At 67.8% G+C, this 24,788-nt stretch carries 24 protein-coding genes; 5 read left to right on the top strand and 19 right to left on the bottom strand.

The genetic code is table 11. The annotated features are described in order from the left end of the window. Positions 1 to 3: 3 nt before the first annotated feature. The 3 genes from fmt to def (ILP92_RS15685) form a co-directional block, all read right to left on the bottom strand. Positions 4 to 903: a methionyl-tRNA formyltransferase gene (gene fmt, locus ILP92_RS15695; protein WP_198917364.1), complete on the bottom strand. Its 900-nt coding sequence runs from the start codon at positions 901 to 903 to the stop codon at positions 4 to 6. 4 nt (positions 904 to 907) lie between these two features. Beyond that, positions 908 to 1,405 (bottom strand): peptide deformylase, encoded by a 498-nt coding sequence (def, locus tag ILP92_RS15690; protein WP_198917363.1) that lies wholly within the window; start codon positions 1,403 to 1,405, stop codon positions 908 to 910. A gap of 70 nt (positions 1,406 to 1,475) precedes the next feature. Continuing rightward, entirely contained in the window at positions 1,476 to 1,997 is a 522-nt protein-coding gene (gene def, locus ILP92_RS15685) for a peptide deformylase (protein WP_198917362.1), read from the bottom strand. Between the two features lie 141 nt (positions 1,998 to 2,138). On the opposite strand from def (ILP92_RS15685), the gene ILP92_RS15680 reads away from it, so the two are divergent. Both ILP92_RS15680 and ILP92_RS15675 read left to right on the top strand, forming a co-directional pair. Further along, positions 2,139 to 3,308, top strand: a complete 1,170-nt coding sequence (locus tag ILP92_RS15680; protein ID WP_198917361.1) for a MalY/PatB family protein — start codon at positions 2,139 to 2,141, stop codon at positions 3,306 to 3,308. 253 nt (positions 3,309 to 3,561) lie between these two features. After that, positions 3,562 to 4,827, top strand: a complete 1,266-nt coding sequence (locus ILP92_RS15675) for a DEAD/DEAH box helicase (protein WP_198917360.1) — start codon at positions 3,562 to 3,564, stop codon at positions 4,825 to 4,827. Between the two features lie 98 nt (positions 4,828 to 4,925). On the opposite strand, the gene ILP92_RS15670 is transcribed toward ILP92_RS15675, so the two are convergent. From ILP92_RS15670 to uraH, 15 genes are all read right to left on the bottom strand, one after another. After that, entirely contained in the window at positions 4,926 to 5,324 is a 399-nt protein-coding gene (locus tag ILP92_RS15670; RefSeq protein ID WP_198917359.1) for an acyl-CoA thioesterase, read from the bottom strand. 49 nt (positions 5,325 to 5,373) lie between these two features. Further along, positions 5,374 to 6,585: an acyl-CoA dehydrogenase gene (locus tag ILP92_RS15665; RefSeq protein ID WP_198917358.1), complete on the bottom strand. Its 1,212-nt coding sequence runs from the start codon at positions 6,583 to 6,585 to the stop codon at positions 5,374 to 5,376. Between the two features lie 5 nt (positions 6,586 to 6,590). Continuing rightward, complete coding sequence (locus ILP92_RS15660; protein WP_198917357.1) at positions 6,591 to 8,078, bottom strand: class I adenylate-forming enzyme family protein; 1,488 nt, start codon at positions 8,076 to 8,078, stop codon at positions 6,591 to 6,593. Beyond that, a complete protein-coding gene (locus tag ILP92_RS15655; RefSeq protein WP_198917356.1) occupies positions 8,075 to 9,067 on the bottom strand; it encodes an NAD(P)H-dependent flavin oxidoreductase in 993 nt (330 codons plus the stop codon). The genes ILP92_RS15660 and ILP92_RS15655 overlap by 4 nt, the downstream gene beginning before the upstream one ends. After that, the gene (locus ILP92_RS15650; protein ID WP_198917355.1) at positions 9,064 to 9,846 is read right to left on the bottom strand and encodes an oxepin-CoA hydrolase, alternative type; all 783 of its coding nucleotides are present in this window, start codon (positions 9,844 to 9,846) and stop codon (positions 9,064 to 9,066) included. Before ILP92_RS15650 ends, ILP92_RS15655 begins: the two co-directional genes overlap by 4 nt. Further along, a complete protein-coding gene (locus ILP92_RS15645) occupies positions 9,843 to 10,253 on the bottom strand; it encodes a PaaI family thioesterase (protein WP_198917354.1) in 411 nt (136 codons plus the stop codon). The genes ILP92_RS15650 and ILP92_RS15645 overlap by 4 nt, the downstream gene beginning before the upstream one ends. Continuing rightward, positions 10,250 to 11,371, bottom strand: coding sequence for an acyl-CoA dehydrogenase family protein (locus ILP92_RS15640; RefSeq protein ID WP_198917353.1), 1,122 nt, complete (start codon positions 11,369 to 11,371; stop codon positions 10,250 to 10,252). The genes ILP92_RS15645 and ILP92_RS15640 overlap by 4 nt, the downstream gene beginning before the upstream one ends. 3 nt (positions 11,372 to 11,374) lie before the next feature. Next, positions 11,375 to 12,571, bottom strand: coding sequence for an acyl-CoA dehydrogenase family protein (locus ILP92_RS15635; RefSeq protein ID WP_198917352.1), 1,197 nt, complete (start codon positions 12,569 to 12,571; stop codon positions 11,375 to 11,377). 13 nt (positions 12,572 to 12,584) lie between these two features. Then, positions 12,585 to 13,760: an acetyl-CoA C-acyltransferase gene (locus ILP92_RS15630; protein ID WP_198917351.1), complete on the bottom strand. Its 1,176-nt coding sequence runs from the start codon at positions 13,758 to 13,760 to the stop codon at positions 12,585 to 12,587. Beyond that, positions 13,753 to 15,831, bottom strand: a complete 2,079-nt coding sequence (locus ILP92_RS15625) for a 3-hydroxyacyl-CoA dehydrogenase NAD-binding domain-containing protein (RefSeq protein WP_198917350.1) — start codon at positions 15,829 to 15,831, stop codon at positions 13,753 to 13,755. Before ILP92_RS15625 ends, ILP92_RS15630 begins: the two co-directional genes overlap by 8 nt. 30 nt (positions 15,832 to 15,861) lie before the next feature. Then, a complete protein-coding gene (locus ILP92_RS15620; protein WP_198917349.1) occupies positions 15,862 to 16,662 on the bottom strand; it encodes an IclR family transcriptional regulator in 801 nt (266 codons plus the stop codon). Next, entirely contained in the window at positions 16,659 to 17,999 is a 1,341-nt protein-coding gene (locus ILP92_RS15615; protein ID WP_198917348.1) for a TRAP transporter large permease, read from the bottom strand. Before ILP92_RS15615 ends, ILP92_RS15620 begins: the two co-directional genes overlap by 4 nt. A gap of 3 nt (positions 18,000 to 18,002) precedes the next feature. Further along, positions 18,003 to 18,518 carry a TRAP transporter small permease gene (locus ILP92_RS15610; protein ID WP_198917347.1) on the bottom strand — a complete coding sequence of 172 codons (516 nt, stop codon included), beginning with the start codon at positions 18,516 to 18,518 and terminating at the stop codon, positions 18,003 to 18,005. A 111-nt stretch (positions 18,519 to 18,629) separates the two neighbouring features. Continuing rightward, positions 18,630 to 19,679, bottom strand: coding sequence for a C4-dicarboxylate TRAP transporter substrate-binding protein (locus tag ILP92_RS15605; protein WP_198917346.1), 1,050 nt, complete (start codon positions 19,677 to 19,679; stop codon positions 18,630 to 18,632). 284 nt (positions 19,680 to 19,963) lie between these two features. Then, positions 19,964 to 20,296 carry a hydroxyisourate hydrolase gene (gene uraH, locus ILP92_RS15600; protein WP_198917345.1) on the bottom strand — a complete coding sequence of 111 codons (333 nt, stop codon included), beginning with the start codon at positions 20,294 to 20,296 and terminating at the stop codon, positions 19,964 to 19,966. Between the two features lie 75 nt (positions 20,297 to 20,371). On the opposite strand from uraH, the gene puuE reads away from it, so the two are divergent. The 3 genes from puuE to ILP92_RS15585 all read left to right on the top strand — a co-directional run bounded on the left by puuE (position 20,372) and on the right by ILP92_RS15585 (position 23,623). After that, positions 20,372 to 21,784, top strand: a complete 1,413-nt coding sequence (gene puuE / locus ILP92_RS15595) for an allantoinase PuuE (protein WP_235971490.1) — start codon at positions 20,372 to 20,374, stop codon at positions 21,782 to 21,784. A 79-nt stretch (positions 21,785 to 21,863) separates the two neighbouring features. After that, entirely contained in the window at positions 21,864 to 22,355 is a 492-nt protein-coding gene (locus tag ILP92_RS15590; protein ID WP_198917344.1) for an ureidoglycolate lyase, read from the top strand. A 164-nt stretch (positions 22,356 to 22,519) separates the two neighbouring features. Continuing rightward, positions 22,520 to 23,623: a glycosyltransferase family 61 protein gene (locus ILP92_RS15585; protein ID WP_198917343.1), complete on the top strand. Its 1,104-nt coding sequence runs from the start codon at positions 22,520 to 22,522 to the stop codon at positions 23,621 to 23,623. Between the two features lie 306 nt (positions 23,624 to 23,929). Here ILP92_RS15585 and ILP92_RS15580 read toward each other — a convergent pair whose 3' ends face one another. Continuing rightward, complete coding sequence (locus tag ILP92_RS15580; RefSeq protein WP_368667909.1) at positions 23,930 to 24,784, bottom strand: bifunctional allantoicase/(S)-ureidoglycine aminohydrolase; 855 nt, start codon at positions 24,782 to 24,784, stop codon at positions 23,930 to 23,932. Between the last annotated feature and the right edge of the window lie 4 nt (positions 24,785 to 24,788).

Below are 24,788 nucleotides of genomic sequence, written 5' to 3'. Positions count from 1 at the left end.
CCCCTAGCCCAGCCGGTCGGGCAGCGTCATGCCGCGCAGCGCCTCGCTGGCCGCAACCGCCCGCTTGCCCGCCCGCTGCAATTCCAGCACCTCGACCGCGCCCGCGCCGCAGGCCACGGTGAAGCCCCCCAGCACTGTGCCGGGCGCACCCGACCCTTCCACTGCCCGCGAGCGCAGCAGCTTCACCCGCTCGCCCGCGATGTCGCACCACGCGCCCGGCACCGGCGACAGCCCCCGGATCTGCCGGTCCACCTCGATCGCGGGCCGTGTCCAGTCCACCCGCGCCTCGGCCTTGTCGATCTTCCTGGCATAGGTCACGCCGTCCTCGGGCTGCGGCTCCGGCACCAGTTCGTCCAGGCGGTCCAGCGCCCGAACGATCAACTCCGCCCCCATGCCCGACAACCGGTCATGCAGATCGCCGGTCGTGTCGGTCGCGCCGATGGGCGTGGCCGCGCGCAGCAGCACCGGCCCGGTATCCAGCCCCGCTTCCATCCGCATGACGCAGACGCCCGTCTCGGTATCCCCGGTCATCACCGCCCGGTGGATCGGCGCCGCCCCCCGCCAGCGCGGCAGCAGCGACGCGTGGATGTTCAGGCAGCCCAGCCGCGGCGCGTCCAGCACCGCCTGCGGCAACAGCAGCCCGTAGGCCACGACCACCGCCACATCCGCGCCCAGCGCCGCGAAATCCGCCTGCGCTTCCGGCGATTTCAGGCTGGCGGGATGGCGCACCTCCAGCCCCAGCTCCAGCGCCCGGCGATGCACCGCACCCGGCCGGTCCTTCTTGCCGCGCCCCGCGGGCCGCGGCGGCTGGGTATAGACGCAGACCACGTCGTGGCCCGCGTCGACCAGCGCCTGCAGCGGCGGCACCGAGAAGTCGGGCGTTCCCATGAACACGACCCGCATGGCGCTATCCCCCCACCTTGGCGGCACGCTTCAACAGCATGTCGCGCTTCACCCGGCTCAGCCGGTCGAAATACATCCGCCCCGCTAGGTGGTCGACCTGGTGCTGCACGCTGGTGGCCCAAAGCCCCACGAAATCGCGCTCTTCCACCTCGCCCGCCGCGTTCAGGAATCGCACCGTCACCGCGCGCGGCCGCGACACCTGCGCCGACACCCCCGGCAGGTTCGGCGACGCTTCCTCGTGCAGGCGCGGCTCGACACTGGCATAAAGCACCTCCGGGTTCGCCATCAGCACCGCCCGGCCGCGCTCGGCCGACGCATCCACCACCGCCAGCGCGCGCATCACGCCGATCTGCGGCGCCGCCAGGCCCACGCCCGGCATCGCCTCCATCGTGTCCACCATGTCGGACCAGAGCGCGCGCACCGCGTCGTCCACCGCCGCCACCGGCAAAGCCGCGCGGCGCAGGCGTCGATCCGGCCACATCACGAAAGGCCTCACAGCCATGGCGCCCCTGCCCCATCTTTGTTCTTGAAAATATCCCGGCGCACCGCCCGCCCCGCGCGCGACACGCGCCTCAGGCGCGCGCCAGTTCCCGCTTCAGCTTCTGCATCTTGCGGGTGATCATCTGCCGCCTCAGCGGCTTAAGGTAGTCGATGAACAGCTTGCCATCCAGGTGATCGATCTCGTGCTGCACGCAGGTGGCCCAAAGCCCCTCGAACCGCTCCGACATCTCGGCCCCGTCCAGGTCGGTCCAGCGCACCTCGACCGCGGCGGGCCGCTCCACGTCGGCATATTGCTCGGGGATCGACAAACAGCCTTCCTCGTAGGTCGACAGCTCGTCCGCGGCCCACACCACCACCGGATCGATCAGCACCAGGGGCCGCGGCGCCGCGCCCTCTTCCTTCACGCAATCCATCACCAGCAGGCGGCTCGACACGCCGATCTGCGGCGCGGCCAGCCCGATACCCGGCGCATCGTACATGGTCTGCAGCATGTCCTCGGCCAGCGCCCGGATCTCGTCCGTGGGCGTGCCCACGGGATCCGCCACCTTCTTCAGGCGCGGGTCGGGATGGATCAGGATGGGTCGAATGCTCATGGCCCTCATTTATGCGCCACCGCGCCCGGATGCAACAAAACCGCGCCACCCGCAGCCCCGCGGGGCGTGCGATTTTTGCACTGGACGTCCGGCCCCGGCGTGACAGGTTCTCCCCCAAGCGCAACCCGAGGAACCGCCCCCATGTCCTTCGACGAGATCATCGACCGCCGCGGCACCCATTCCACCAAGTGGGACATGATGGAGCCGATCTACGGCGTCCCCGCCGAAGACGGCCTGTCCATGTGGGTCGCCGACATGGATTTCCGCGCGCCGCCCTGCGTGCAGGACGCGGTCGGGGCCCTGCACGACCACGGCATCTACGGCTATTTCGGCGACACCACGCAATATAACGACGCGATCCGCTGGTGGATGCGCGAACGCCACGGCTGGCAGGTCGATCCCGACCACATCTTCACCACCAACGGGCTGGTCAACGGAACGGCCATGTGCGTCGACGCCTTCACGTCTCCGGGCGACGGGGTGGTCCTGTTCACCCCCGTCTACCACGCCTTCGCCCGCGTCATCAAAGCCGCGGACCGCCGGATCGTCGAATGCCAGCTGGCCCTCGAAGACGGGCGCTACGGCTTCGATTTCGACGCCTACGACGTCCAGATGACGGGCCAGGAAAAGCTGCTGATCCTGTGCTCGCCGCACAATCCCGGCGGCCGCGTCTGGACCCGCGACGAGCTCGCGGGCGTCGCCGCGTTCGCCCGCCGCCACGACCTGGTGATCGTGTCCGACGAGATCCACCACGACCTGGTCTATCCCGGCCACAGCCACACGCCCATGGCCCTGGTCGACGGCATCGCCGACCGGCTGGTGATGATGAGCGCCACGACCAAGACCTTCAACATCGCCGGCGCCCATGTGGGCAACGTCATCATCGCCGACGACGCCCTGCGCGCCCGGTTCGCGCGCCGGATGGCGGCGCTCGGCACCTCGGCCAACGCCTTCGGCATGCACATGGCCACCGCCGCCTATTCGCCCGACGGCGCGGCCTGGGTGGACGAGCTGATGCAGTACCTGGACGAAAACCGCCGGGTCTTCGACGCGGGCGTGGCGCAAATTCCCGGCGTGCGCTCGATGCCGCTGGACGCCACCTATCTCAGCTGGGTCGATTTCACCGGCACCGGCATGACGCGCGAGGAAGAGCTTCACCGCGTCGAGCAGCGCGCCCGGATCGCCGTCAACCACGGCCCCACTTTCGGCAAGGGCGGATCGGGCTTCCTGCGGTTCAACATCGCCACCCCCCGCGCCCGCATCCACGAAGCCGTGGCGCGACTTCAGGACGCATTCTCGGACCTGCAATAAGGTTGACATCGGGACCGCACCCGACGATACGCACCCCCAAGACGTCGATCCCTGCCGCGTGAGCAGACCGGGCCACCCCGCCCTTTCCGGATCGGCGCACCGTTTCCCAAATCACGCGGGGAGGCACGCGCTTGCAGCGGCCTCATGGGCAATACGGCCCCCGGTCAGTCTTCGGGCGTTCCTCTGATCGCAACGGGACCCCCGTGTTCTCCACGGCCCCGATCCGTATTTTATTCCGAAAGGATCCATCTCCATGGATTTCGACATGCTGGGCCTCGAGCCCAAGATGATCTCCCGCCTGGCCGAACTGGGCATCACCGAACCCACCCCGATCCAGAAACAGGCCATCCCCCACGCCATGAACGGGCGCGACGTGATGGGCCTGGCGCAGACCGGTACCGGCAAGACCGCCGCCTTCGGCCTGCCGCTGATCCACGCGCTGTCGGCCGAAGGCACCAAGCCCGCGCCGAAATCCGTGCGCGGCCTGATCCTGGCCCCCACCCGTGAACTGGCCAACCAGATCAGCGAAAGCCTGCGCGGCTTCGCCGGTGGCACGCACCTGTCGATCACCGTGGTGGTGGGCGGCGTCTCGATCAACCGCCAGATCAACCGGCTCGAGCGCGGCACCGAGCTTCTGGTGGCCACGCCCGGCCGCCTGATCGACCTGCTGGACCGCCGCGCCGTGCGGCTGAACGACACCCGCTTTCTCGTGCTGGACGAGGCCGACCAGATGCTCGACATGGGCTTCATCCATGCGCTCCGGAAGATCGCGCCGCTGCTGCGGGCCGAGCGCCAGACGATGCTCTTCTCGGCCACCATGCCCAAGCTCATGAACGAGATCGCCAGCGCCTATCTCGACAACCCCATCCGCATCGAGGTCGCGCGCCCCGGCCAGGCCGCCGACAAGGTCGAGCAGGAGGTCCATTTCGTCTCGAAGGACGGCAAGCCGACCCTGCTGCGCGAACAGCTCGACCGCCACCCCAAGGACCGCGCGCTGGTCTTCGGACGCACCAAGCACGGCTGCGAAAAGCTGATGAAACAGCTCGACCGCGACGGCTACAAGGCCGCGTCGATCCACGGCAACAAGAGCCAAGGGCAGCGCGACCGCGCCATCGCGGGCTTCAAGGACGGCACCATCAAGGTGCTGGTGGCCACCGACGTGGCCGCCCGCGGCATCGACATCCCGGGCGTCGAATACGTCTACAACTACGAACTGCCCAACGTGCCGGAAAACTACGTCCACCGCATCGGCCGCACCGCCCGCGCGGGCCGCGAAGGCCAGGCCGTGGCCTTCTGCGCCCCGGACGAGATGTCGTACCTGCGCGACATCGAAAAGGTGCTGAAATCCAAGGTCACCGTCGCCTCGGGCGCGCCCTGGGCCGAAGACACCCCGCCGCCCAAGCAGGGCGGTCGCGGCGGCAGGCCCGGTGGCAATCGCGGCGGCCAGAAGCCGTCGGCGGCGAAATCCGGCCGTCCGCGCAGGCGTCGCAAGCCCGCAGGCAACCGCAACGCCGCCTGACAAGGGACGCGCCGGTCCCCCGGGATCGGCGCCCCCTGCCCCATCTTTGTTCTCTCAAATATCCCGGCGCCCGGCCCGCAGCCAGCGCCACGGACCTGTCAGGGCGAGGCGTCCGCGACCTGGATCGCCTCCAGCAGCGCGCGCACCGGCGGGACGATGGGCACCACCTCCGACGTGGCCCGCCGCACGCTCACGTGCACGAAGAACCCTTCCGCCGCCGCCACGTCGCTGTCATCGGCGAACAGCCCGATCTCGTAGCGCACCGAGGACCGGCCCAGATGCGCCACCCGCAACCCCGCGGTGACGGTCTGCGGAAATGCCAGCGGCGCGAAGTAGCGACAGCCCGATTCCACCACCAGGAACGCCGTCTCGCCCGCCACGGGGTCCAGCACGCCCGCCTCGACCAGCGGCGCGTTCACCGCCGTGTCGAAGAGCTGGTAGTGCAGGGCGTTGTTCAGATGCCCGTAGATGTCGTTGTCGAACCACCGCGTCCCCATCTGGCGAAACTGCCGATAGTCCGCGCGGTGGCCCGGCTTGGCCCGCACCCTAGAAAAACGCCTGCAGCCCGGTCTGCGCCCGGCCCAGGATCAGCGCGTGGACGTCGTGGGTGCCCTCGTAGGTGTTCACCGTCTCCAGGTTAATCATGTGGCGGATCACCTGGAATTCCTCGGAAATCCCGTTGCCGCCATGCATGTCGCGCGCCATCCGCGCGATCTCCAGCGCCTTGCCGCAATTGTTGCGCTTCATCATCGAAATCAGCTCGGGCGCCGCCGAGCCGTCGTCGATCATCCGCCCCAGCCGCAGCGAGCCCTGAAGCCCCAGCGTGATCTCGGTCTGCATGTCGGCCAGCTTCTTCTGGAACAGCTGCGTCTGCGCCAGCGGCTTGCCGAACTGCTTGCGGTCAAGCCCGTATTGCCGCGCACCGTGCCAGCAGAACTCGGCCGCCCCCATGACACCCCACGAAATGCCGTAGCGCGCGCGGTTGAGGCAGCCGAACGGGCCCTTCAGACCTTCCACATTGGGCAGCAGCGCGTCCTCGCCCACCGCCACGTCCTTCATCACGATCTCGCCCGTGGTGGACGCGCGCAAGGACAGCTTGCCGCCGATCTTGGGCGCGCTCAGCCCCTCCATGCCCTTTACCAGCACGAAGCCGCGGATCTTGCCGCCATGGGCCTCGGACTTGGCCCAGACCACGAACACGTCCGCGAAGGGCGCGTTGGAAATCCACATTTTCGACCCGTTCAGCACGTAGCCGTCATCGGTCTTCTTGGCGACGGTCTTCATGCCGCCGGGGTCCGAGCCTGCATCCGGCTCGGTCAGGCCGAAACAGCCGATCATCTCGCCGGTGGCCAGCTTCGGCAGGTACTTCTCGCGCTGCTCTTCGCTGCCGTAAGCGTGGATCGGGTACATCACCAGGCTCGACTGCACCGACATCATCGAGCGGTAACCCGAATCCACCCGCTCGACCTCGCGCGCGACCAGCCCGTAGGTCACGTAGTTCATGCCCAGCCCGCCATATTGCTCGGGGATGGTCAGGCCCAGCAGGCCCGCTTCGCCCATCTGCGGGAACAGCTCGGGCGAATAGGCTTCGTCGCGGTAATCGTCGATCACGCGGGGTTGCAGCACGTCCTGGGCGAACTGGCGCGCGGCGTCGCGCAGCATCCGCTCGTCCTCGGTCAACTGGCGTTCCAGCAGCATGGGATCGTCCCATTCGAACTGGCCAAGCTCGGGTCCGTGTCCTTGGGTATCCTTGGGCATTGGTTTTACTCCTTGTCCATTTCAGCGATCCGGTCCGCGAAGGTGTCCAGAAGCTTGTGTTTCAGTATCTTCCCGGTCGCGGCGGCGGGGAGTTCGTCGACGATGAATATAGCAGATGGCCGCTTGTAGTTCGACAGGCTGTCCGCGACGAAGCCGCGCAGGGCGTCGGGCGTCACGTCGCCCGCGGTCTGCACGAAGGCCAGCACCTGCTCGTTGCCCTTATGGGGGCGCCCGACCACCGCGCATTGCACCACGTCGGGGTGATCGTTGATCGCCGCTTCCACCTCGGGCGGATAGACGTTGAAGCCCGAGCGGATGATCAGCTCCTTGACCCGGCCCACCACGTGCAGGTTGCCGTCCGCGTCGATCTCGCCCAAATCGCCCGTCGACAGCCAGCCGTCGTCGTCCATGACCTCGGCGGTCTTGTCGGGCGCCTTGTAATAGCCCTTCATCACGTTGGGCCCGCGCACCAGGATTTCGCCCACGCCCTTGTCGTTGGGATCCTTCAGCCGCACCTCGACCCCCTCGGCGGGCGGGCCCACACTCACATCGGGCGTGCCGATGGGATTGCGCGTGCCGCTGACGCCTGCCGTGGTCTCGGTCATGCCGTAGCCGTTCTGCAGCGGCAGGCCGTAGAACGCCTCGGCCTTGCGCTTCCACGCGGGGTCCAGCGGAGCCGCGCCCGAGGACACATAGCGCAGCTTGGCATCCTTCAGGTTGTCCATCCCCAGCCCGGCAGTGTGCTCCATCAGCAGGGCGTGCATCTGCGGCACCGCCGGAAGCACCGTCGCGCCGTTCTGCAGCGCCTCGAGCAGCGCGGCGGGCGTGAAGCGCGTCTCAAGCTGCACCTCGGCACCGCAGACCGCCGCCGCCGTCAGCATCGACGCCAGCCCGAAGACATGGGTCAGCGGCAGAGCGCCATAGATCCGGTCGCGCGCCGTCATGGCGCGCAGATCGCACGACGCCTTGCCCGCGAAGACCAGGTTGTCATGGGTCAGCATCACGCCCTTGGGCGCACCGGTGGTCCCGGTGGTGTAAAGCAGCATGGCCACTTCGGTATCGGGATCCGGCTCGGCCTCGTGGGTCGCGATGGCGATGTGGCCGAAGCTCGCATCCGCAACGTCGGCGCCGGCGCGGGCCGCGTGGGCCTTCGCCTCGTCCGACGCGCCCAGCGTGAAGACGCTGGCGCGCGGCGTGCAATGGGCGCGGATGCTGTCGATCTCGGAGGCAGACATGCGGGCATTGACCGGCACGATCCAGGCATCCAGCCGCGAGGCACCGAACACCATCGCGGCGATGGCCAGGCAGTTCTCGGCCACGACCATCACCCGGTCGCCGGGCCGCACGCCCGCATGGCGCAGCAGCGCCGCCGCTTCTTCCGTGGCGGCCTTGTAGCCCGCGAAATCCACCCGGTGGCCCAGAGTGTCACGCAGCGCGGGGCTGTCGGGGCGCTGTTCGGCGTGGCGGTCGATCAGCTCCTGCAGGCGGGTCATCCGGACATCCTTTCCGGGCGCAGCCGCTTCAGCGCGGTCTCGGCCTCGTGCTCCAGTTGCGCGACGATCTCGGCCAGCGGCTTGATCGCGTCGGTCAGCCCCAGCGACTGGCCCGCCGACAGCATCCCCCGCGACACGTCGCCCGTCTCGTAGGCGCGGCGCCCGATCGTCCCCTTCACCAGCGGCATCAGCTGGTCGATGCCGCCCTCGGGGTTCTCGCGCTCCAGCCGCGCGACCTCTTCGGTGGTCTCGTTGGCCAGCGTGCGGATCGTGTTGCGCACGGTCTGCATGGTCAGCGCGGTGTCGCGCTCGGTCGCGTCCACCATGGCCTGCTTGTAGCCGCGATGGGCGCTCAGCTCCTCGCAGACCAGGAAGCGCGTGCCGATCACCACGCCCGACGCACCCGCGGCCAGAGCGGCGACGATCTGCGACCCCGCGCCGACGCCGCCGCCGATCAGGAAGGGGATCTCCAGCCTGCGCTCGGCCAGCGCCATGTTCACGAAGCTGCCCACCAGGTCCATGCCCGGATGGCCGCCGCATTCGGCGCCCACGATGCTGACCATGTCCACGCCCACCGATTGCGCCTTCACCGCGAAGCGCACCGACGGCACCTTGTGCAACACGGTGATGCCCGCGTCCTTCAGCTGCGGGATATAGGGTTCGGGATTGCGGCCCGAGGTCTCGACGACCGTGATCCCCGCATCGGCGATCTCGCGGAACACGTCGGCGGTTTTCTCGCCCGGCACCAGCTTCGGCAGCATCGAGACATTCACGCCGAAGGGCTTGCCCTCGGCCCTGTCGCGGCAGCGGGCGATCTCGTCCGTCAGCGTATCGGGGAAGCTGGCGGCGGTAATAAATCCCATGATCCCCGCCCGCGCGCAGGCGCTGACGTAGGCCGCGTCGCCCAGCCACATATAGCCGCCCGCCACGATGGGCAGGCGGGTGCCGAAGGTCCGCGTCACGGCGGTGTCGAAGACGGGATCGGTCATGCGCGCAGCTTTCGGAAATCGGGGGGGCGTTTATCCAGGAAGGCGGCGATGCCCTCGCCCGCCTCGTCGCCGCCTTGCGCGCGGGCCATGGCGTCGCGCTCGGCGTCGAGCTGGGTGTCGAGCGTCGCGGCCCGCCCCTGCACCAGCAGCCGCTTGATCGCGCGCTGGGTGTCCTGCGGGCCGTCGCCCAACCGGTCGGCCAGCGACAGCGCGGTGTCGAGCGCATCGCCGTCCGCGCAGATCTCGCTGAGCGCGCCGATCATGTGCAGCCGCTCGGCATCCACGCTCTCGCCCAGCAGCATCAGCCGCGCCAGCAGGTGCGGCGGGATCACCCGCGCCAGCGTCTGCGTCAGCCCGCCATCGGGGGCGAGCCCCGCCTTCACGTACGCCATGGTGAACCGCGCCTGCCGCGCCGCCACCACCATGTCGCAGGCAAACGCGATGGACACGCCCGCCCCCGCCGCCCCGCCTTCGACCGCGGCGATGACCGGTGCGGGGCAGGCGCGGATGGCCCGGATCACGCCGTGCAAGCCCTCGATCTTGTCGCGCCGCGCGGCCTCGGACAGCTCGCGCCGGGTGATGAGCGTGTTCAGGTCGCCCCCCGCGCAGAAGAAATCGCCCTCGCCCGTCAGCACCACCGCGGCGATGCCGGGCACGGCCGCCCGCTCGCAGGCTTCGACCACCGCCGCGTAATATTCCGGCGTCAGCGCGTTGCGCCTGGCCGCGTTGACGTTCCACACGATCAGCGCGTCGCCGCGATGCTCGATCCGCGCGCTCATGTCCGCATCGCCTTGAACGCGCCCGACCCGGTGGCGATCAGGGTGCCGTCAGCGCGGCGCAGCTCGCCCTCGATGAACTTCACCTTGCGCCCGCCGCCCACCAGCCGCCCCGTGGCCGTCAGCGTGTCGCCCACCTGCGCCGACGCGATGAAGTTGGTGGTCATCGTGATCGTCACCATCGGGTGCAACCCGCTTGCGTCCACCGCCAGCGACCCCGTCGCGCCCATGGCGTTGTCCAGCATCACCGCCGCCAGCCCGCCGTGAAACGCGCCGTGTCGGTTGGTGTGCCGGTCGTCCAGCGTCAGGCGGCAGCGCGCGCAGCCGTCTCCCTGCGACACGTCCAGCACGTAGCCGATATTGCGCTGCGTGCCGGTCTCGTCGGTGATGATGCCGGGCGCGTCCTTCATGCGGCGGCAAGCCGGGTGAAGCGCGACAGGTGGTAGGTCGTGTCGCCCAGCCGGTGGTCGCACATGGTCAGACGGCGCGTCAGGTGCGCCAGGTCGTATTCCTCGGTCATGCCAATGCCGCCATGCATCTGGATCGATTCCTCGACCACCAGCTTCGCCACCGCCCCGATCAGCTGCTTGGTGGCGCTGACGTGGCGCTCGCGCAGATCGCGCGGCTGGTCCAGGTTGCCGCACAGGTTGATGACGGCCGAGCGCGCCTGCTCGATCTCGATCAGCACGTCGGCCATGCGGAACTGCAGCGCCTGGAACTTGCCGATGGGCTTGCCGAACTGGGTGCGCTGTTTCAGGTAGTCGGCGGTCAGTTTGCGGCAGGCCTCCATCAGGCCCAGCGCCTCGGCCGACAGCGCGCCGGTGGCGCGCGCGACGGCCCATTCGATATCGTCGAAGGCGTCGCCCTCGCTTCCCAGCAGCTCGGCCTGCACATTGTCCAGCGCGATCTCGGCGGCGTGGCTGCCGGCCATGGTCCTGTATCCGCGCAGGTCCATGCCCTCGGCGCCCTTCTTCACCACGAACAACGAGATGCCGTCGCGGTCGGCCACCTCTCCGGACGTTCGGGCGGAGACCACAATGTGATCCGCGTTCGGTCCGTTTACGACCACCGCCTTACGGCCCGAAAGCGTGAAGCCATCGCCCGATTTGGTGGCTTCCGTGGACACCCGGTCCAGGTCATAGCGGCTGGCCGGTTCGGTATGGGCGAAAGCCAGTTGCGTCTCGCCCGCGATCACCGATTCCAGCACCGCTTTCTGATCGTCCGAGCCCCGGCGCGCGATCAGCCCGCCCGCCAGCACGACTTCCAGCAGCGGCTCGGTCGCCCCGGCGCGGCCCAGCTCTTCGAACACCACGCTCAGATCGAAACCCGCGCCACCGAAACCGCCGTCGTCTTCGGTGAACAGCGCGCCGATCACACCCATTTCGGCCAGGCCCTGCCAAGCTTCGGATGAATAGCCCGTATCGCCGTCCAGCACGGCCTCGCGGGTGGATTTGTCCCAGCTGTCGCGCATGAACCGGCGGAGACCGTCCTGCAACATCTGGCGTTCTTCTGTCAGGTCGAATTTCATATCTTAAAGCTCCAGGATGGCCTTCGAGATGATGGTCTTCTGCACCTCGTTCGAGCCGCCGTAGATCGACAGCTTTCGGTTGTTGAAGTAAGTCTTGGTCATCGGCAGCGCGTAATCCGGTCCGACCGGTTCGGTGTTGCTGCCGGGCTCGAGCGCCTCGCTGACGAAGGGCATTGCGTAGGGGCCGACCGCTTCGCGGGTCAGCGCGTTGATCTCCTGCCGGATCTCGGTGCCCTTGATCTTCAGCATCGACGATTCCGCGCCCGGCGCCTGCCCCTCGGCGGCCTTGCTGACCACCCGCAGGTTCGTCGTCGCCATGGCCATCAGCGCGATTTCCACCTGCGCCATCTTGGCGGCGAATAGCGGATCCTCGATCAGCGGTTTTCCATGCGACATTTCCAGTCTGGCGATGCGCTTGAGGTTTTCCAGCGCCGCGTTGGCGAAGCCCACCCCTGCAATATTCGTCCGCTCGTGGGTCAGCAGGTACTTGGCATAGGTCCAGCCCTTGTTTTCCTCGCCCACCAGGTTCTCGACCGGGACCTTCACGTCCTTGAACCAGACCTCGTTCACTTCTGCACCACCGTCGATCAGCACGATGGGACGCACTTCGATGCCCGGATCGTCCATGTCGATCAGCAGGAAGCTGATGCCTTCCTGCGGCTTGCCGTTCTTGCTGGTGCGCACGAGACAGAAGATCATGTTCGCGTACTGGCCCAGCGTGGTCCAAGTCTTCTGACCATTGACGATATAGTGGTCGCCATCGCGCACCGCTTCGGTCTTGAGCGACGCGAGATCCGAGCCCGCACCCGGTTCCGAATAGCCCTGACACCACCAGTCGTCGCCGTTCAGGATGCGCGGCAGCCAATACTCGTTCTGCTCTTTCGAGCCGAATTTCTGCAGCACCGGACCCAGCATGTTGATGCCGAAGGGCACGATGCGCGGCGCGTGGGCCTGGGTCGTTTCTTCCTCGAAGATGTGCCGCTCGACCGCGTCCCAGCCGGTGCCGCCATGTTCCTTGGGCCAGTTGCCCGCAAGCCAGCCCTTTTCGTTGAGGATGGCGTGCCATTCCTCGTGGTCTTCCTTGGTCAGCTCATGGCCCAGGCGCACCTTGTCCGAAAGGCGCTCGGGAAGCTTTTCCTGAAGAAAAGCCCGCACCTCGGCGCGAAAGGCGTTCTGTTCGTCTGTGTAACTCAGATCCATTTAAATCGTCCTTTCAGTAAATGTCGAAAAGGCCCGCGGCCCCCTGGCCGCCGCCGATGCACATTGTCACCACGCCCAGTTTCGCGCCGCGGCGGCGGCCTTCGTACAGGATGTGGCCCGCCATGCGCGCGCCGGTCATGCCAAAGGGATGCCCGACCGAGATCGAGCCGCCGTTGACGTTCAGGATGTCGTTGTCGATGCCCAGCCGGTCGCGGCAGTAAAGCGCCTGGCTGGCAAAGGCTTCGTTCAACTCCCACAGGTCGATATCGCTGACCTTCAGACCCGCGCGTTCCAGCAGGCGCGGCACGGCGAAGACCGGGCCGATGCCCATCTCGTCGGGCTCGCAGCCCGCGATGGCGAAGCCGCGGAAGGCGCCCAGCGGCTCCAGCCCGGCACGCTCGGCCTCTTTCCGGTCCATCATCACCAAAGCGGCGGCACCGTCGGACAGCTGCGAGGCGTTGCCGGCGGTGATGTATTTCCCCTCGCCCCGCACCGGTTCGAGCTTCTGCAGCGCCTCCAGCGTGGTGGAGGGCCGATTGCATTCGTCCATCTCCAGCGTGACCTCTTCGTGGGTCACCTCGCCGGTTTCCTTGTTCTTCACGGCCTTCGTGGTCTTGATCCCCGCGATCTCGGCGTCGAAGCGGCCCTGTTTCTGCCCCTCGGCGGTCCGCATCTGGGACTGGTAGCCCAGCGCGTCCTGCGCCGCGCGGGAGATGCCATAGCGCTCGGCCACGATATCGGCGGTGTCGATCATCGGCAGGTAGAGGTCGGGCTTGTGGGCCATGATCCAGTCGTTCGGCGCCTCATCGGGGGGCGGCTGGACGCCGGAAATGCTTTCCACCCCGCCCACGAGGATCGCCTTGCTGCCTTCCTGCGCGATCATGTGGCCGCCCATGGCGATGGCCTGCAAACCGGACGCGCAAAAGCGGTTGACCGTGGTGCCCGCGATGCTGACGGGAAGGCCCGCACGGATCACCGCCTGCCGCGCGATATTGCGCCCCGTGACGCCCTGCGGATAGCCGCAGCCCCAGATGCTGTCCTCGATCAGCGCGGGGTCGATACCCGACCGCTCGACCGCGTGGTGGGTCGCGTGGCCCGCCAGGTCGACGCCGTGGGTGATGTTGAACGCGCCCCGCCCGGCCTTGCCGATGGGGGTGCGCGCGACGGAGACGATGACGGCCTCAGGCATTGTTCATATCCTCGAATGTGCGGCCGTCCTCGGCCAGTTCTTCCAGCAGGGGCGCGGGCGTCCAGAAGCCCGATCCGTCCTCGTAGTCGCGCAGCCGGTCGCGGATCGTGGCGATCCCGGTCATGTCGGCGTATTTCATCGGACCGCCGCGATAGCGCGGGAAGCCGTAGCCCATCAGCTTCACCACATCGATGTCGAGCGGGCGCAAGGCGATGCCGTCCTCGAGCACCCGCGCGCCTTCGTTGACCATCGCGGCCATGTAGCGGTCGACGATCTCGTCGGCGCTGAAGTCGCGCGCCTCGATCCCCTGCTTGCGGCGCTCTTGTTCGATAAGGTCAAGAACCTCGGGATCCTCGCGGCCCTTGGGGCTTTCGTCGTCGTAAATGTAGAAGCCGCGGCCCGTCTTCCGGCCCAGACGGTCCATGTCGTAAAGGTCGTCGGCCCATTGCGGATGGACGATGCCGGCCTCGCGGCCCTTCCGCTGCCGCGTCATGTAACCGATATCGAGCCCCGCCAGGTCCGCGACCTTGTTCGGACCCATGGCGAAGCCGAAATCCTCCAAAGCGCGGTCGATCTGGTAGGGCGACGCGCCGTGCAGCATCATCCAGTCGGCGGCCGAGCGGTAATGCGACAGCATCCGGTTGCCGATGAAGCCGTCGCAGACCCCCGCCCGCACGCTGACCTTCCCGAGCCGCTTGCCAAGCGCGAAGCCGGTGGCGGTGACGTCCTTGTCGGTGGCGTCGGCGACGACGACTTCCAGCAGCTTCATGATGTGGGCGGGGCTGAAGAAATGCAGCCCGATCACGTCGGCGGGGCGGCTGGTGGCCTGCGCGATCTCGTTGATATCCAGATAGCTGGTATTGGTGGCCAGCACCGCGCCGGGCTTGGCGATGGCGTCCAGCTTGGTGAAGACCTCTTTCTTCACGTCCATGGATTCGAACACGGCCTCGATGATGACATCGGCGTCCTTCAGCGCGCCGTAATCGGTGACGCAGTGCAGGGTGCCCAGCGCCGCGTCGCGCTTGGCCGCGCTCATCTTGCCGCGCTTCACGGCGCCGTCCAGGTTCCCTGCGATGGTGGCCTGCGCCTTGTCAGCCGCCTCTTGCTTCATCTCGACCAGCGTCACGGGCAGGCCGCGCAAAAGCGCCGCGGTGGCGATGCCCGAGCCCATGGTGCCACCGCCGATCACGCCGATGCTGCCGATATCGCGGGGCGTTGCACCTTCCAGCCCCGGCACCTTGGCGACCTTGCGTTCGATGAAGAAGGCGTGGATCAGCCCCTCGCGCTGGGGGGTGTCCATGAGCGCGTTGAACAGGCGGCGTTCCTCGTCCAGCCCCTCGGGCAAGTCGTGTTCGGTCGCGGCCTTCACGGCGCGCATGGCCTGCACCTGCGCCACCTGGCCGGGATATTTGGCGTGCAGCTTGGCCTCCCACGCGTCCCAGCCCTCGGCGGGGGCGGCGGGGCGGTCCATGGCCTTGATCGGGCGCGGGCCCGCACCCTGGTCCAGCAGGTCCTGCGCGTAGGCTACGCCCGTCGCGCGGGTCTCGCCCTCGCCCACCCGGTCGATCAGGCCCGCCTCCAGCGCCTCGTCCGGGCCGATGGGCTTGCCGCCGGTAATCATCTCAAGCGCAGTATCGGTGCCCACCACGCGCGGCGCGCGCTGGGTGCCGCCCGCGCCGGGCAGGATGCCCAAGGTCACTTCCGGCAGGCCCAGCTTGGTGCCGGGCATCGCCAGCCGGTAATGGCAGCCCAGCGCCACCTCGAGCCCCCCGCCCAGGGCCACGCCGTGGATCGCGGCGACGACCGGCTTGGGGCAATCTTCGATGAAGTTCACGACCTCGGGCAGCCACGGGTCCTGCGGCGGCTTGCCGAACTCGGACACGTCCGCGCCGCCCAGGAACAGCTTGCCGCCGCCCAGGATGACCGCGATCTCTGCGTCGTCGTCGATGAACCGCGCCACCGCGTCCTTCAACTGGGTGCGCAAGGCCAGGCCCAGCGCGTTCACCGGCGGGTTGTCGACGGTCAGCACGGCTATGGGGCCTTCACGGTCGTAGGTGACAAGGTCGCTCATCAATCTCTCCTTTTCAGGGTCGGCACGGCCTCAGCCCGGCAGGGGCGAGGGCGGCATGCCAAGACGTTGTTCCAGTTCCAGGACGGCCGCGCGCAGGGCGGGGCCGACTTCGGTTTCCATCCGGGCGACCGGCAGATCGACGGGCAGCGCGCCGCAGCTGAAGACCACCGGCTGCTGCAGGTCGCGCGGCTGGAAGGGGGTCGACACCGCGTGGATGTTGCCGGTGAAATAGCGGTCGGGGTCGCAGATCACGAAGCCCCGCGCGAAAAGCTGCTGGCGCGCGGCGGTGCGCAGCTCGCGCGCCTCGTCCAGCGTCATGGGCGCATCCCGCGACGCATCGGCGGCCAGGTCCGCCAGCGCGTCCTTGGACGTGGCGCCGATCAGGCACAGCCCCGACGACGTGCCGCGGTAAGGCAGCCGGTGGCCCATCTCCAGCCAGATCGACGACGCGCCCGCGGGCCGCCAGGTCTTGGCCAGCACCACCTTGTCGTGGTCGCGCATGGCCAGCAGCGCCAGCGTGCCGGTTGTGTCGGCCAGCCGCTGCATGATCGGCCCGCAAATCTCCAGGAACCCGATGGACGCCCCCGCCACGTTGCCCAGCGCCAGCAGCGCCGGTCCGGGGCGATAGCGGTCGCGGTGGCTGCCATGGGTCAGGTAGCCCAGCGTCTGCAGCGTGAAGGTCAGCCGCGACACGGTGGATTTCGGCAGGCCCGTACGCTCGGCGATCTCGGCATTGCCAAGCCCGTCGTCGCTGGGACGGAAGGCGCGCAGGACGCTCAGGCCCCGGGCCAGCGTGGTGGCGAAACGGCGGTCTTCGGTCATGTCGTTCATTGCAGCGTCCCCGGAATGAACAGGCTCAGCCACGGCACCGCCATGATGATGATCAGCACGATCACGTCCACCGACAGGAATCGCACCAGCCCCGAAAAGATGCGGTCGATCGCCACCGATGGCCCCACGACCGACGAGATGACGAAGACGTTCAAGCCCACGGGCGGTGTAATCAGGCCAATCTCCAGCAGTTTGATGACGACGACGCCGAACCAGATCAGATCGAAGCCATAGGTCTCGATCAGCGGGACCATCAGCGGCAGGGTCAGCACCATGATGCCGATGGGGTCCAGGAACATGCCCAGCGCCAGGTAGATCAGCGCGATGGCGGCCATTAGCACCACGGGGCTGAGCTCGGCATCGGTGACGGCCTGCACGATGTCCGGCGCCACGCCGGTCAGCGCGATGAAGGCCACGAAGATCTTGGCGCCCGCGGCGATCAGGAAGATCGACGTGGTCTGGATGCAGGTCTCGCGCAGCGCGTCCCAGAGCGCGCGGAAGGTCAGCTTGCGTTGCGCGAAGCCGATGGCGACGGCCAGCGACACGGAAATGGCCGCGGCTTCGGTCGCGGTGAAGAACCCGCCGTAGATGCCGCCGACGATGGTGGCAAACAGCGCCACGGCGGGCCAGGCGGCGATGGCGGCGCGGCGCTTTTCGGCGCGCGTGATCTCGCCCTCGTAGCGCGGCGCGTCCTGCGGCTTCTGCTTCACCCAGATCCAGATCACCAGCATGAAGCCCGCAAGGCTCAGCAACCCCGGCAGGATCCCCGCCAGGAACAGCGCGCTGATCGAGGTTTCCGTGAAGATGCCGTAGATGATGAACAGCACCGAGGGCGGGATCAGCGAGCCCAGCGTGCCGCCCGCCGCAACGGATGCGGTGGCCAGGCGCTTGTCGTAGCCCATGGACAGCATCTCGGGACAGCAGATCCGCCCCATGGTCGAGGCACACGCGATGGACGAGCCCGAGATGGCCGAGAACCCGCCGCAGCCCATGACGCTTGCCATGGCGACGCCGCCGGGGATCTTGGCCAGCCAGACGCGCGCGGCGTGGTAGATCGCGGTGGTGATGTCGGCCTTGTAGGCGATGTGGCCCAGCGCCACGAACAGCGGGATCATCGACAGATCGTAGCTGTGGATCAGGTCGAACGAGTTGGAAAAAACCAGGCTCGAGGTGGGGCGATAGGCGCGTTCGGGCGCGAAGGTGCCGGTGCGGAACGCGAAGATCACGAAAGTGCCCACGGTCGCCACCGCGGCCAGCGCGAAGGCGATGGGCACGCGGATGGCCAGCAGGCCGATGACGGACGCGAAGGCGACGATGCCGATGAGGGTGCCGTCCATGGCTCAGGCTTCCTCTTCGATATGGTCGGGGGTGGCGTCGATATGCGCGCCCGAACGGATCGTGGCGATGTCCTGCCAGACCATGATCGCCAGCCGCAGCCAGCAAATGGCGATGCCGAAGAAGAAGATCACCCGGCCGGGCCATTTGGGCAGGGACAGCTGGCCGAAGAAGAAGGCGCCGGACTCGAAGGCGCCCGTCACCTCGCGCCAGCCCGCCCACATGAGCGGCAGCAGCGCCAGCAGCCCCATGACCGACCCGAACACCACCAGCCAGTCCTGCCAGCGGCGCGGCATGTGCTGGGTCAGCACCTCGACCACGATATTGGCGCGGGCGGTGGCGGTGGCGGCCAGCGGCAGCACGATGGCCGCCACCATCAGCTCGCGCACCATGACCACGGTGTCGGGGATTCCCGAGTTCAGGAAGATCCGCAGGCAGACGCTGATGGTGATCAGCGCGCCCAGGCCGATCACGGCGATGGCGGCCAGGTCCAGCAGCAGCTTCTCGATGCGCAGCAGCATCCCGCGATCCTCCCAAATCGGTTCAGTTTCGGGGGTGGCGGGGCCGCGTTGGGCCCCGCCCCGGACGTGATCCGGGGGGCCCGCGCGACGGGCGCGGGCCCCGGTCAGGCGTCAGCGCGTCCAGGGATAGCCCTGGTCGTCCCGCTCGGCGGTGTACTTGTCGATGAGCCCGCGATACTCGGCCAGCAGCGCCGTGCCGTCCAGACCGGCGGCGGTGGCCTGCTCGACCCAGGCGTCGATATAGGTGCTGCCCTTCTCGACCAGCTTGGCGCGCTCTTCGTCGGGCAGCTCGATGACCTCGACGCCCGCGTCCTTCATGGTCTCGATGGCCTTTTCGTTGTCGGCGGTGATAAGCTCGCCCAGCTTGTCGGCCATGCCCATGCCCGCTTCCATCAGCGCGTCCTGCTGCTCGGGCGGCAGGCTGTCATACATCTGCTTGTTCATGAAGATGCCCAGCGCGCCGACCTGGCCCCAGTTCATCAGGGTGTAACTGTCCATGACTTCCTGCTGCTTCAGCGCGGCCACGGCGTAGCTGTAGCCCTGGCTGCAATCGATCAGCCCGGTATCCAGACCCTGGTAGGCGTCGTAGATCGACATGCTCACCAGGTTGGCCCCAAAATCGGCGAAGGTCTTGCCGTAGGCGCCGACGCCGCGGACCTTCAGCCCGTCGATATCGTCGGCGGTGCGGATCGCGGTGTCCTTGCAGCCGATATGCACGGCCGACGTGGTGTAGGTGCCCACATAGACCAGGTTCTGCGCGGCCAGGTTCTGCTGGATCGCCTCGGAGCTGCGCATCAGCTCGTCGGTCGCGCGCATCCCCACCCAGGCGTCGGGGTTGTTGATGGGCAGGTCGGCGATGCCGTAGGCGACCATTTCCTGGGGGAAATAGACCGCGATGATGGTGCCCGCATCGGCCACGCCGTCGGCGATGCTGTTCAGCGCGGCGCCCGCCTTGAACAGCGCGCCGCCCCACTGGATGTCGAAGCCCAGCTCGCCGCCGGTCTTTTCGCTCACCTGCTCGGCGAACCAGTTCGTCGCCTCGGCGCGCGCACCGCGGTTGGGGCCGGCCTCGCCGTAGAACAGCGTGGTCTCGGCCGCGGCAAGGCCCGCGGTGGCGGCCAGCGCGGTGCAGGTCGCGGTGATCTTGAGCATGGTTTTCATCGGTGGTTCCTCCCCTAATTCCATTATGCGGAATTATATTCTATTAAGCAGAACTACCATATCCACCCGGCCCAAGCAACCCGCCGCGTGGTGCCGCTCGTCGAAGCGGGTTTCCCGGCTGGAGGATTCAACTAGGACGCGTAACCCGCGCCGGGATCAGGACTTTCGTCGTAGAACCGGGGGCGGACCAGACCCGCGACCGCGTCGCGCGTCTCCGCCCGCACACGGGCGACCGGGGCAATCCCGCGAATCGCTCACCTCACGCGCGCCGCCCGAAGGCGCACCTAGCTGCCGCGATAGGTCGAATAGCCGTAGGGCGACAGCAACAGCGGCACGTGGTAATGGCTGTCCTCGTCCATCGTGAAGCGGATCGGGATGTCGCCCAGAAAGCGCGCGTCGCCCAGGTAGCCGCCCGCGTGGAACACCAGCTCGTAGGTGCCGGTGGCGAAGCCGTCCTCGGGCAGGATCGGCCCGTCGGTGCGCCCGTCGGCATTGGTGGTCTTGCGCGCCAGCTCGGTCCGGGTGTCGCCGTCGATGCGGTAGAGCACGATCAGCAACCCCTGCGCGGGCACCCCCTTCGCGGTATCGAGAACATGGGTGGTCAGGTATCCGGGCATCTGGCGGCGTCTCCGTGCGGGCTTGCAAGACGCAGTGTTTCGCCTGCTAATGCCGGGCACAAGAGGAATGCGCCCATGCCCGACCGCTATCCCCGCGACATGCGCGGCCACGGCCCCGTGCCCCCTGATGCCGCCTGGCCGGGTGGCGCGCGGATCGCCGTTCAGATCGTGCTGAACTACGAGGAAGGCGGCGAGAACAACATCCTGCACGGCGACGCAGGCTCCGAGGCGTTCCTGTCCGAAATCGTCGGCGCCGCCGCCTGGCCCGGCCAGCGCCACTGGAACATGGAAACGATCTACGAATACGGCGCGCGGGCCGGGTTCTGGCGGCTGCACCGGCTGCTGGCCGACCTGCCGGTGACGGTGTTCGGCGTGGCGACGGCACTGGCGCGCGGACCCGAACAGGTGGCGGCGATGCAGCAGGCCGGATGGGAGATCGCGTCGCACGGTCTGAAGTGGATCGAGTACAAGGATTACCCGCCGCAGGACGAAGCGGCCGACATGGCCGCCGCCATCGCCCTGCATACCGAGGTGACGGGATCGCGCCCCCGCGGCTGGTACACCGGGCGCTGCTCGGTCAACACGGTGCGGCTGGCCGCGGAAGACGGCGGCTTCGACTACGTGGCCGACAGCTACGCCGACGACCTGCCCTATTGGCACCAGGTCGGGGACGGCGCGCAGCTGATCGTGCCCTACACGCTGGACGCCAACGACATGCGCTTCGCCACGCCGCAGGGCTTCAATTCGGGCGACCAGTTCGAAGCCTACCTGCGCGACAGCTTCGACTGCCTCTACGCCGAAGGGCTGGCGGGACGGCCGAAGATGATGTCGGTGGGCCTGCATTGCCGCCTGGCCGGACGGCCCGGCCGGATCATGGCCCTGCGGCGCTTCCTCGACCACGCGCGGGCGCAGGACGGCGTCTGGTTCGCCACCCGCGCCCAGATCGCGGACCATTGGGCAAAGACGCATCCCTGGCGAGATATCGCGCGCCCCAGCCGGATGGACCGCGCCGAGTTCGTGGCGGCCTTCGGCGGCATCTACGAACATTCCCCCTGGGTGGCCGACGCGGCGTTCGACCTGGAACTCGGGCCCGCCCATGACAGCGCGGCGGGGCTGGCCCACGCAATGGCGCGGGCGTTCCGGCGCGCACCGGACGACGCGCGGCTGGCGGTGCTGCGGGCGCATCCGGACCTTGCGGGCAAGCTCGCGGCGGCGCGGCGGCTGACGGCCGACAGCACGGTCGAGCAGTCCAGCGCCGGTCTGGACGCCCTGACCGACGCCGAGCGCGCGCGGTTCACCGAGCTCAACGACGCCTACGTGGCGAAACACGGGTTTCCCTTCATCATCGCGGTGCGCGATCACGACAAGGCGGCGATCCTGCAGGCCTTCGAGCGGCGATTGCAGAACGCGACGGCGGACGAGCTTGCCGAGGCCTGCCGCCAGGTCGAGCGCATCGCCGCGCTGCGGCTGGCCGAGCGGCTGGCATGATGGCCGTTTTCCGCCCGGAAAACGTGACGATTTTCTCGAGAAAATCGGGCCGGAATTCTCAAGAATTCCGGTGCCGCCGGTGAGCTCGCTGCGGGCCCGGACGCTGACGCGAAACGCCTTCACACCCTTCGGCGACGTGCTCGACACCCGAGGCGCGCCCGACCGGATCATCAACCAGGGGCTCTGCGGCCGCTTCCACGACCGCGCGCGGCTCGATTTCGGCGACGGGCGCGCAGGCATCAGCCTGTTCGACGCCGAACCCCGCGCCCTGCCCTACCGGCTGGAGCTGCTCGAGCGTCACCCGCTGGGCAGCCAGGCTTTCATCCCGATGACTTTTCAGCCGTTCCTTGTCATCGTTGCCGAAGATCTGGGCGATCGGCCCGGGCAGGTCCACGCCTTCGTCACCGCACCGGGACAGGCGATCAATTTCCTGCGCGGAACGTGGCACGGTGTGCTGACGCCGCTGCACGCCCCGGGGCTCTTCGCCGTGATCGACCGGATCGGCGACGGCGCCAACCTGGAGGAGTACCCGCTTTCGAAACCGATCCTCGTTGAGGCAGCGGAAGAATGATCGCATTTCAGTGGATCGGCGTATCAACCGATTTGGAACCGGATCTTCATCGTTTTCGCGCTCGATCTGCTGCTGCCCGCTCCGTCAAGTCTGTGCCGCATTCCTTGCGAAACTGAAAACCACATCCATCTGAAGACCCGCGCTTTCCCAAAGAGAGAATACAGATGCTGGCCGACCACGCACACGATCCGGAAAAGGCGCTTTCCGACCACATCGAAGATGTCCCGAACGCCTCGCTTATCCCCTTCACCGAGGTCGGCAAGCGCGGTCGGCAGGTGCTTGGCGGTGTGCTGCGCGAGGACGGCAGTTTCGTCGATGCCTCGCGGTGTTTCATTAGCGAGACCCGGGCGGTCAATCGTCCCGCCACGCCGATGCCCATCGAGATCCATCGCGCCGGCACCTGGCTGTTCGGTGGCAAGCACGACGCCCGCTTCGGACATTTCCTGGTCGAAACACTGGCCCGTCTTTGGGCACTCGATATGGTGGCTGACCCGATCGCCGGGATCGTGTTCCTGCCGTGGAAGGTCATGCATCCGCGAAGGGCTGCCCGCCGCCTCAACAAGACGCGTGGCCTGTTCGACCTCGTCCCGGACTTGCCACCGATCGAGGTCGCGTCGGTGCCGACCAGCTTCGACCGCCTGATCGTTCCGCCGCAGGGATGCGGCGCGACGCTGATGGCGCCGGGCTGCCCCGAGTTCCGCGCGTATATCAAGGCTCGGTTCGCGCCCGACGTTGCGCCGTCGGGCGCGGGAAAGATCTTCGTTTCGCGCACGGCCATTCGGTCAACGCCAGGACACCTGCTGTTCGAGGATCGGCTCGAGGACCTGGCCCGGCAAAACGGTTACGAGATCTTCCATCCGCAAATGCACAGCCTTCCCGACCAGATCGCCCAATATCGCGCGGCCGGTGTCATTCTTGGCGTAGAAGGCTCTGCCTTTCACTTGGTCGCCTTTTCCGGCACGTGCGCAAAGATCGGCTTCATAAGGCGTCGTATGGGGGAGGCTCCGCTGGGCTTCCTGGGTCAACTGTCACGCATGACCGGCGGCCCGGTTTTCGATCTCGATCACCTGATCGAGAACTTCCTAATCGACGGCACGATACCCATGGCGAACGCGGTGCCTGACTTCGACGGATTGACAGCCGATCTGATCCGCCATGGCTTTCTAGCGCGGAATCAGGAGATCCCGCGGATCACGGCCAGCGACGTCGTGGCCGAGCGACGGCGGCTGGAGATCGACATCCTGGGACCGACCGCGTCGACCGGCTGAGCCGGTTCATGCTGACATCCGCGCGAGGGTCTTCGCCTCGGCCTGTCGCCTGCCCCGACATACGATCCCCGTTCAGAAACGCTAACCCACGGTGGCCGCGCTGTGGATGAGGGCGATCAGGCCAGCATCCGCCTGCCGGGCGTTTGTCGCATCTGGTCCGCTCAGCTTACTGGTATCGATGTCGATCACCCGGCGCAGGGACGCGGGCACGCCGCGCCACTGAGCGCCGCCGGGCCGGGGCCGCTGCCCCCGGACCCCCGGGATATTTCGAAAGAACAAAGATGGGGGCCGGGCGCGACCGGCCGGTCAGCGGCGCCGGGCGGGCGCGGTCTGGTCGCCCAATAGGCCCAGTGCCGCGTGACGGTTCACGTCCTTGTAGAGCAGGTAGCGAAACAGCCCCGGCCCGCCCGCGTAGCAGGCTTGCGGACAGAAGGCGCGCAGCCACAAATAATCGCCGGCCTCGACCTCGACCCAGTCGTCGTTGAGCCGGTAGACCGCCTTGCCTTCCAGCACATAAAGCCCGTGCTCCATCACGTGGGTTTCCATGAAGGGGATCATCGCGCCCGGATCGAAGCTGACGATGTTCACGTGCATGTCGTGGCGCAGATCCTCGGGGTCGACGAAGCGGGTCGTGGTCCAGTGGCCGTCGGTCTTGGGCATGGCGACGGGGGTCACGCGGTCTTCGTGGGTGACGAAGCTCTCGGGCGCGTCCAGCCCGTCGACCGGCTGGAAGAGCTTGCGGATCCAGTGGAAGCGCAGCGCCTCGCGGTCGCCCGCGAAAAGGCTCCACTCGGTGCCGGGCGCGATATAGGCGTAGGAGCCTTCGCGCATGGTGTGGCTTTGGCCCGCGATGGTGATGCGCCCCGTGCCGGACGTGAAGAACAGCACCGCCTCGGCGCGGGTGTCGTCGTCGGGACGGTCCGAGCCGCCGCCCGGCGCCACCCGCATGAGGTAATGCGAGAACGTCTCGGAAAAGCCCGTCATTGGCCGCGCGATCACCCAGAGCTGGGTCTTCGTCCAGAACGGCAGGCGCGACGTGGTGATGTCCTGCAGCACGCCGTGGGGGATCACCGCGTAGGCGGTCGTGAAGACCGAGCGGTCGGTCATCAGCCGGTCCTGGCCCGGATGGCCGCCCGCGGGGGTGAAATACTTGCGCTGGATGGGC

Origin of the sequence: Palleronia pontilimi, from assembly GCF_016412875.1 — a bacterium.
GTDB lineage: Bacteria > Pseudomonadota > Alphaproteobacteria > Rhodobacterales > Rhodobacteraceae > Palleronia > Palleronia pontilimi.
This window is presented reverse-complemented; position numbering and strand designations above follow the sequence as displayed.